Source organism: Hyalangium sp., assembly GCF_035629615.1.
Lineage (GTDB): Bacteria > Myxococcota > Myxococcia > Myxococcales > Myxococcaceae > Hyalangium.
Window position 1 is genome coordinate 1 of sequence record NZ_DASPHO010000759.1, and the last position, 7,296, is coordinate 7,296.

Genomic DNA, 7,296 nt, shown 5'->3' on the forward strand with positions numbered 1-7,296 from the left:
GAAGAACTCCGGCGTGCACACGGCGCCGAACGCGATGGCGACCTCCTGCGTGGAGTCGACGAGATACGGGAAGGCCCACCCCTCCCGCTCGGCGAGCACCTTCATGAAGGACGGGGCTTCGTGGGGGTACATCGCCGCGTCATTGGAGTTGATCGCCACGATGCCCACGCCCCGTTTTTCGTAGTCACGGGTAAGGGCGGAGACCTCGGCCAGCACGTGCCTCACGAACGGGCACTCGTTCGAGAGGAACATCACCAGCAGGCCGGGCCTCCCCCGGAACTCCTCACGCCGGACGATGCGACCGTCCACGGGGTTGAGCAACGCGAAGTCAGGAGCTGGTGTGCCAGGCTCCAGCAGGTGGGATGTGACGGGCATGGCTTCCCTCGGTTGAGCGGTTTCGGTGCTTCCTCTAGTTCACCGGCTCGAAGTGATGGAAGTGCCGAGATTCAGCCAAAGCGGGTCACGATCCACGGCACGGCCACGTGAGGTCGAGGCGAAGGTCACCCAGGGAAGAGCACTCAGGACTCCGACCATGGCAGCCAGAAGACCTGCCCACACGAGACGATTCCTGTCTACCCGCCCACGCTCACCGCAAATCGAGGCTGTCGAGAAACAGCGCCAGCACCCGCTTCCGGCGCGCCGCCTCCTTCACTTCCTGCGTGGCGAACGCAACGCCGGCGGACATCACCGCCACGTCATCGAAGTCGATGTCGGCGCGAGCCTCACCGGCCGCCTGCGCACGCTCGAGCAGGGCCGTGCCGGCGTTCTTCACCAGCTCACAGATGCTGGCGCTGTTCGTGAGGGGCGGCAGACATACCGCCAGGCCTCGGTAGGTGGTCGCGTGTTTGATGTACGCCTTGAGCCACACCTTGAGCGCTTCACCGGGGGACTTCGCGTCGAGCAGCGCGCGCGCGTAATCCACCAGGGCCAGAAGGCTGCCCTGCAGCGTGGCAACCAGCAGCGAGTCGCGGGTTGGGAAGTGCCGGTACAAAGTGCCAATCCCCACGCCAGCGCGCTTCGCGATCTGACCGAGTGAGGCGTCGGCTCCGTGCTCGGTGAAGACCTGGTTGGCGGCCGCGAGCAGCTGCTCATGGTTGCGGCGCGCATCCGCACGGGTGGCGCGATGGAGCTCAGACATGGGTTGCTCGCGGGCAATCGGAGGTCATCTCCGCTTCCATTCTAACCGCGGCGTCCATGCGACGCGAGCCACCCCCGGGGTCGCCTCCCACTTGCAAGGGCGAACTGACCCCTCAGAGCAGATCCCAGCACACAAGCTGTGTTGACAAGCGGAGGAACGCTCCGTTAAAGAGGAGGCTGACTCCGTTTCTGGCCGCGCGCGTTGCCATCAGCGCGCCACCTCGCCCTCGCGGATTGTTCTCCATGACATGTGAAAACATCCTCCTCCCTCATGCCGAGCGGAGCCGTGCGGCGGCGAAGCCCCTCGTCTTCGCACTCCTCCTGGTGACAGCCTCCTGCTCGCAGACTCCTGCGGCGGAGGCACCGGGCGGCGCGCCTCCCCCCGCGAGCGTCTCGGTGGTGACGATCGAGCAGCAACCCATCGAAGAGGCCTCGGACTACCTCGCCACGCTCACCTCACGCCGTGCGGTGGTGCTCCACCCGCAGGTCTCCGGCTACGTGCGCTCCATCGCGACGAAGCCTGGCACGCCCGTGAAGGCAGGCGCGCTGCTGCTCCAGATCGACAGCGAGGCCGAGACTGCATCGCTGCAGAACCTGATCGCCACACGCGATTCGCTGGTCGCTTCAGCCGCCTTCGCGAAGGATCAGCATGAGCGCACACAGACGCTGCAGCGGGAAGGCATCGTCAGCCAGCAGGACGCCAGCCAGGCCCGTTCACAAACCGAGCAGGCGGAAGCAAGCCTGAGAGCCGCCGACGCGCTCATCGCCTCGCAGAAGGCGCGGCTGTCGTTCTTCAACATCGTGGCCCCCATCGACGGCGTGGTGGGCAACGTGCCGGTGAAGGTGGGCGACTTCGTGACGCCAGCCACACCGCTCACCTCCGTCACGCAGGACAGCGGGCTGGAGGCCGAGGTGCAGGTGCCGGTCGAGCGCGCCGCGGCGCTGGGGCCCAACAGCAAGGTTCGGCTCCTGCGTCAGGACGGCACGACCCTCGCTGAGAGCCCCGTCGTCTTCATCTCCCCGAGCACCGATCCAGGCACGCAGCTCGTGCTGATCAAGGCAGCCTTCGATTCGCTGCAGGGGCTGCGCGCGGATCAGATGGTGCGAGCCCGCGTGGTGTTCAGCACCGCGCCGGGTCTGGCCATCCCGACCCGGGCCATCACCCGCCAGGCGGGTCAGACGTTCGCGTTCGTCGTCGACCCGAACAACGTGGCGCGGCGGCTCTCGGTCACGCTGGGGGCGATCCAAGGCAACAGCTACGTCGTCAAGGCAGGCCTCGACAGCGGGCAGAAGGTGGTGGTGTCGGGGCTCCAGATGCTCGCTGACGGAGCCCCCGTTCAGCTGACCGAGCAGCGGCAGGACTGATCATGTTCGTCTCGTTCTTCATCCATCGCCCTGTCTTCTCGAGCGTCTGCGCGCTCATCATCGCGCTCGTGGGAGCGCTGGCGATTCCTCGCCTCCCGGTCGCCCAGTACCCGAGCCTTGCGCTCCCGCAGGTCAACGTCTTCAGCGTGTACACGGGCGCCAGCGCCGAGGTCGTCGAGTCGGCGGTCACCACGCCGCTCGAGCAACAGATCAACGGCGTCGAGGGCATGAAGTACATCACCTCGAGCAGCGGCAGCGATGGTGTCTCGAACATCTCCGTCGTCTTCGACCCTGGCCGCAACGTGGATGTCGCCGCGGTCGACGTGCAGAACCGGGTCCAGACGGCCTCGGGACAGCTTCCCGCGGACGTGCGCCAGAACGGCATCGCCATCACCAAGACCGCGGGCAGCTTCATTGCCGCGATCGCGTTGTATGACGAGAGCGGGCAGTACGACGCGCAGTTCGTCTCGAACTATGCCGAGATCTACATGCGCGACGCCCTCAAGCGCCTCAAGGGCGTGGGCAGCGTCGAGGTGTTCGGCGCGCGGCGGTTCTCGATGCGAGTGTGGCTCGATCCCGCGAAGCTCGCCAGCCGCAACCTGACACCCCTGGACGTCGTCGCCGCGCTGCGCGAGCAGAACCTCCAGGTCGCCGCTGGCCAGATCGGGCGGCCGCCCGCGCCAAGAGGGCAGCAGTTCCAGCTCAACGTGGTGGCGAAGGGCCGGCTCTCCGACCCAAAAGAGTTCGAGGATGTGGTGCTCAAGGGCGGGGGCACGAAGGGGGCGCTGGTGCGGCTCCGAGACGTCGCGCGCGTCGAGCTGGGCGCGGAGGACTACGCGCAGCTGCTTCAATTCAACGGGCGCACCACCTCGGGCCTGGGCATCACCCAGCTGCCCAACGCCAACGCGCTCGATGTCGCATCCCGGATGAAGGAGGAGCTCGCCCGGCTCTCGAAGCAGTTTCCCAAGGGTCTCAAGTACGAGATCGCCTTCGACAGCACGCTCGCCGTCGAGCAGTCGATCCGGGAGGTGCTCATCACGCTGGCCGAGGCCATCGTGCTGGTGGTGCTGGTGATCCTCCTCTTCCTGCAGGGGCTGCGCGCCACCCTCATTCCCGCGATCGTCATTCCCATCTCGCTCATCGGCACCTTCGCGTTCGTGAAGCTGATGGGCTTCTCCATCAACACGCTGACGCTCTTCGGGCTCACCCTCGCCACGGGTCTCGTGGTCGACGACGCCATCGTGGTCATCGAGAACATCAGCCGCCATCTCGAGATGTCGAAGGACAAGACGCCCATGGAGGCGGCCGTTGCGGGAATGAACGAGGTGGTGGCGCCCGTCATCGCCATCTCGCTGGTGCTGGTGGCGGTGTTCGTGCCGGTCAGCTTCTTTCCCGGCAGCACAGGCATCATCTACCAGCAGTTCGCGCTCACCATCGCGTTCTCGGTCGCCATCTCGACCTTCATCTCGGTGACGCTGACGCCCGCGCTGTCGGGGCTGATGCTCAAGCACACGGGTGAGAACAAGTGGGTCTTCTTCCGCGGCGTCGACCGGGCGCTCGAGGCGGTGCACCGGGGGTACGCGAAGGCGCTTCGGCCACTCATCCGGCGTCCGCTCCTCGGGCTTGCCCTCTTTCTCGGCTTCGTGGGCGCCACCGCGCTGCTCTACACCCGTGTTCCTTCGGGCTTCATTCCCGACGAGGACCAGGGCTGGTTCATCGTCGCGATCAACGCGCCTGACGGCAGCTCGCTCGAGCAGACGGGGCACGTGCTGGAGCGAGCCCAGAAGATCCTGCTCGACCAGCCCGAGATCCTCGGCGCGTTCGCTGTGGGAGGCTTCACGTTCGGTGGCAGCGGCCCCAACCGCGGCGTCATGTTCGTCAACATGAAGCCATGGGGTGAGCGCCCGGGTGAAGAGCACTCGGTCGCTGCTGTCGTCGAGCGGCTGCGCGGGCCGTTCTCCCAGATCACCGATGCGATGGTGATGCCGTTTCCTCCGCCACCGGTGGAAGGCGTCGGCTCGCTCGGCGGGTTTCAGCTCCAGATCGAGGACCGCGCCCTGCAGGCCAACCTGCAGGAGCTCGCCGATGCGACGCGCGCGGTACTCGAGAAGGCGGCGGGCACCCCGGAGATCGGCGGCGTCTTCAGCACCTTCACCGCCGATGACCCGCAGATCCGGGTGGAGGTCGACCGCGAGCGCGCCCGCGCGCTGGACATCGACATCTCCCAGGTGTTCGGCACGCTCCAGGTGTCGTTGAGCTCACAGTACGTGAACGACTTCGACTTCGCGAACCGGGCATACCGGGTGCTGGTGCAGAACGAGGCGGCCGACCGCGACAACCCCTCGGACATCGGCGCGCTCTACGTTCGCAACACCCAGGGAGCGATGGTGCCGCTGGACAGCATGGTGCGGGTGACGCCGGCGACCTCGGCGCAGGTCATCAGCCACTTCAACCTCTTCCGCTCGGTGGAGGTCGCGGGCTCGGCGGCTCCGGGCTACAGCTCGGGGCAGGCGCTCGCGGCGATGGAGAAGGTGGCCCGGGAGGCACTGCCGCAGGGCTTCGGTTACGAGTGGTCGGGCCTGTCGCAGGAAGAGCTCGAGTCGGGAGGACAGACGGGCTTCATCTTCCTGCTCGGCCTGGTCTTCGTCTTCCTCGTGCTCGCCGCGCAGTACGAGAGCTTCGCGCTGCCATTCGTGGTGGTGCTCTCGGTGCCGCTGGCGATCCTGGGGGCACTGGGCGGACAGGCGTTGCGCGGGCTGCCCAACGACGTCTTCTGCCAGGTGGGCATGGTGATGCTGGTGGGCCTCTCCAGCAAGAACGCGATCCTCATCGTCGAGCTCGCGCGGCGCCTTCGCTCCGAAGGAGCCACCGCGATCGAGGCCGCACTCCAGGCCTGCGAGCTGCGGCTCCGGCCGATCCTGATGACGTCGATTGCGTTCCTGCTGGGGGTGATGCCGCTCATGTTCTCCGAGGGCGCTGGCTCGGGGGCCCGCAGCTCGCTGGGGACGGCGGTGTTCGGCGGCATGCTCGTCTCCACCGTGCTGAACCTGTTCTTCACCCCGGTGCTCTTCGTGCTGGTCGACAAGGTGCGTGGAGGTGCGGCAGCCCAGGCACCGTGAGAGCTTGCGATAGGCGGTGGGGGTGAGGCCCGTGACCTGGCGAAAGACGTGGGTCATGTGGGGTGAGCTGACCCCAGAGAGACGCGGCCCTCCCCCGCTTGCGAGAGCAGCCTCCCCAGGGACCGTCCGTGCGCGCGGACGACCCGTCCGTGTTGAGAGACGGTCCGAAAAAGCTTTGGAATGCCGATGGCTTGCGCAGGGAGGGCTGCAGGCAGAGGGCGGGGGTGTTTCTGTAACCCAGCGAATTGACGGGGAGGTGCTCCAGCCGCTCATGGGAGAGACCGTCCGTGAACGCGGACGGTGCAGCCAAGACCCATGCCGGATCGTCACTTCTAACCAGTTAGAAGTGGCCACTCGCCGCCCCCCCAGTTGGAGCTGGGCGCAGATCGTCACTTCCAACCAGTTGGAAGTGGCCACTCGCCGCCTCCGCCAGTTGGAGTCGGGCGCGGATCGTCACTTCCAACCAGTTGGAAGTAGCCACTCGCCACCTCCCCCATTTGGCGCCGGGCCCAGATCGTCACTTCCAACCAGTTGGAAGTAGCCACTCGCCCCAAAGCGGGGTCTGCGGGGAGCGCGCGAACAGAGCACGACCGGTGACTATTGGGTCCCGCCCCGCTCGGCGATGATGTCCTCTTCCGTCACCATGTCGGGGGGTAACTGGTCCTCGCTCGTAGGGCCGAGTACGCGCCGGTTCATGCTGGCCCCCGTCAGTGAATGAAGGACTTCCTCGAGTGCATCAGGCGCTCCGTAAGGGGCGCCAAGCGCAGCAAGGCCGGCCCGCAGATCCTTCTCCAGTGCAGCAGCCGACGGGTAGCGCTCGTCCGGCTTCCGCTGGATCAACCTGCGGATGATGGAACGGAGCGGCTGCGCGATCGGCTGGGTAATCGCCTCCACGTCCTGCGCAGTGAACGTGGCAGCCCGCAGGATGCAGTCTTCCGCATGGTCCGGAAGGTCTGCCTCCATGGCCGTCATGGAGGCGTCGAGAACCTGCTCCTTCGCCTTCGACGTGAGCGCCTTCGCCAAGTCGCTGGGCCGCACGTTGGCCGTGCTGTAGAGGTGGCTCCAGGTGGCCAGCTCCAGCAGCACCAGCCCGAGCGAGAACAGATCCGAGCGCGGATCCATCTCTTCGCCGAGCAGCGCCTCGGGGGAGCAATAGAACACGTCACCTTGCGGGCGCGGGAACGTCGTTGCCACTCGGCCCGGGAGCAGGGAGCGCGCGCGGGCGAAGCCCGTCAGCACCACCTCGCCCTCTGGCCCCAGAACGATGCGGGCGGGGTTCACGTCTCGATGAACGATGCCCAGCGGGGTGCCGCGCTCGTCCTTGCAGGTGTGCGCGGAGTGCAGGGCGCTGGCAACCTCAGCGCCCACGTAGAGGCAGAACGCGGGGGACAGGAACGCCTCGCGCATCATCGAATAGCTGATCAGGCTGTTGAACGAGGTGCCCTCGACACGCTCGGACACGACGTAGAGAACCCCCTGAACTTCATAGCACCCGATGAGGGGGGCGATCTTCGGGTGTTGCAAGTAGGTGGCAAGGCGCGCCTCTTCCCTCAGCCGTGCGCGCATCCTGGCCAGCGCTTCGGGATCGCTTGAAGTCGGCGGCAAGCTGCGGACGATGACTTCGCGCAGGCGCTTCTCGTTCGTGCGCTCCCAGGCCGGGACGGTCCTCTCCCCG

5 protein-coding genes are annotated in these 7,296 nt (G+C 66.7%); 2 read left to right on the forward strand and 3 right to left on the reverse strand.

The window, feature by feature from the left end; genetic code table 11:
- Both VD972_RS37945 and VD972_RS37950 read right to left on the reverse strand, forming a co-directional pair.
- On the reverse strand, positions 1-375 hold a 375-nt coding region (locus tag VD972_RS37945), incomplete at its 3' end, for a redoxin domain-containing protein (RefSeq protein ID WP_324993711.1).
- Between the two features lie 211 nt (positions 376-586).
- Positions 587-1,138: a helix-turn-helix domain-containing protein gene (locus VD972_RS37950; RefSeq protein WP_324993712.1), complete on the reverse strand. Its 552-nt coding sequence runs from the start codon at positions 1,136-1,138 to the stop codon at positions 587-589.
- Positions 1,139-1,380: 242 nt separating this feature from the next.
- Here VD972_RS37950 and VD972_RS37955 point away from each other — a divergent pair, with 242 nt between their 5' ends.
- Complete coding sequence (locus VD972_RS37955; protein WP_324993713.1) at positions 1,381-2,502, forward strand: efflux RND transporter periplasmic adaptor subunit; 1,122 nt, start codon at positions 1,381-1,383, stop codon at positions 2,500-2,502.
- Between the two features lie 2 nt (positions 2,503-2,504).
- Positions 2,505-5,621, forward strand: coding sequence for a multidrug efflux RND transporter permease subunit (locus tag VD972_RS37960; RefSeq protein WP_324993714.1), 3,117 nt, complete (start codon positions 2,505-2,507; stop codon positions 5,619-5,621).
- A 597-nt stretch (positions 5,622-6,218) separates the two neighbouring features.
- Here VD972_RS37960 and VD972_RS37965 read toward each other — a convergent pair.
- Positions 6,219-7,296 (reverse strand): serine/threonine-protein kinase (locus VD972_RS37965; protein WP_324993715.1); only part of this gene is annotated, 1,078 nt, incomplete at its 5' end.

Bases quoted from the DNA above. Each gene is read 5' to 3' on its own strand.
- VD972_RS37955 (WP_324993713.1), top strand. From the start codon at position 1,381: ATGACATGTGAAAACATCCTCCTCCCTCATGCCGAGCGGAGCCGTGCG.
- VD972_RS37950 (WP_324993712.1), bottom strand. From the start codon at position 1,138: ATGTCTGAGCTCCATCGCGCCACCCGTGCGGATGCGCGCCGCAACCAT.
- VD972_RS37960 (WP_324993714.1), top strand. From the start codon at position 2,505: ATGTTCGTCTCGTTCTTCATCCATCGCCCTGTCTTCTCGAGCGTCTGC.